Source organism: Moorena sp. SIO4E2, from assembly GCF_010671945.1.
In the GTDB taxonomy this organism is placed as follows: domain Bacteria; phylum Cyanobacteriota; class Cyanobacteriia; order Cyanobacteriales; family Coleofasciculaceae; genus Moorena; species Moorena producens.
In genome coordinates this window covers 1-1189 of record NZ_JAAHIE010001339.1, presented here as the reverse complement: position 1 = coordinate 1189, position 1189 = coordinate 1, and the positions used below count along the sequence as shown (strand labels likewise).

At 40.5% G+C, this 1189-nt stretch carries 3 protein-coding genes; 1 reads left to right on the top strand and 2 read right to left on the bottom strand.

The features are described 5' to 3' along the window. Positions 1–100: 100 nt before the first annotated feature. The gene (locus F6K37_RS43510) at positions 101–280 is read left to right on the top strand and encodes a hypothetical protein (RefSeq protein WP_287257360.1); all 180 of its coding nucleotides are present in this window, start codon (positions 101–103) and stop codon (positions 278–280) included. Here the strand turns inward: F6K37_RS43510 and F6K37_RS43505 are convergent. Both F6K37_RS43505 and F6K37_RS43500 read right to left on the bottom strand, forming a co-directional pair. Then, positions 277–549 (bottom strand): DUF3143 domain-containing protein, encoded by a 273-nt coding sequence (locus F6K37_RS43505; protein ID WP_008179948.1) that lies wholly within the window; start codon positions 547–549, stop codon positions 277–279. The genes F6K37_RS43510 and F6K37_RS43505 overlap by 4 nt on opposite strands. A 198-nt stretch (positions 550–747) precedes the next feature. Next, positions 748–1189: J domain-containing protein (locus F6K37_RS43500; protein WP_287257359.1), on the bottom strand; the 442-nt coding region annotated here is incomplete at its 5' end.

Genomic DNA, 1189 nt, shown 5'->3' with positions numbered 1-1189 from the left:
ATAAAAGCTATAGCATTTCTCATAGTTATGAGGTACATTCAATTTTCATTGACCCGACTCCCTACTCCCTCAAACCCAAAGGGTGGGGTACCTCACCCCATTGAAAACTGCTATAGTTGGAACATTCAACCTTCAACCTTCTAACCTTCTAACCTTCAACATTAAACCTTCAACATTAAACCTTCAACCTTCAACCTTCAACCTTCTAACCTTCGCCTTTCGGCCACGCTACGCGAACAACCTTCTAACTTTCAACTCAAGCAGACCCTTCACCGACTAAGGACCACAGAAAACTGCATCTTCTATATCTTTGCGGCTGAGGGAATACTTGAACGATCGTTGAATATCTTGTCCATCTTCCCCAGACTTGAGGTAGCGCACGATTAACTCCTCTACCTCAAGGCAAAGTTCGGCTTTCCAGGTAGGTCGATCAACACGCCAGCAATGTAGATCCTTACTGTCTTGTTCACATCCTAGTCTTTTCAGCCACCTCTCTATTTCAGGTAGAGGGTGGTTATACAAGGGGGTATCACCTGGCGGAAGTGTCATATCGAGTCCGATTAACTATTTATAATTATTGGTGGTACATCAGTATAAAATTTAAAATTGTCAATGGTCACCTGACAATTTTAAATTAACAATTAACACAATTAAAATTTATGGTATCAACCCTATTATAAGGGATTAACTAGAATTATAAGGGATTAACTAGAATTAATATTCTAAGTTATTCTTGATCAGTTATTCTTAGGAATGGTTTATCTGGAGATTTTGGGCTGATTGGTTATTAACCGGTATTTGACTATCCAAATTATCAGGTTTCGCCTGTTGAATAGAATTAATCTCGGGTAAGGTAAGCAAATCATGACCACTGGGTTTAGAAATTAGCAGAGCAGATTCACCTTGGGTTAATCCAATAGCTATGGCTAGTAGTAAGCAGCCTAAAAAGGTTAGTCCTAAAATGAATAGGACAAAAATCTCCCCAGCTGAAAGGGGGCGGTCAGTGGGATCAAGGTAAGCTGAGGACGAGGATCTTGGTGGCTTTTGATTAACTGGATTGTTTAAACTAGGGGGTGGCTGAATAACATTGAGGCGGGAATAACCAATTTTTTGGTCATACATTGCTCGTCGCTCTGGATTACTCAGGGTAGCATAGGCTTCGTTCAGCTTTTGGAATTTAATCGTGGCA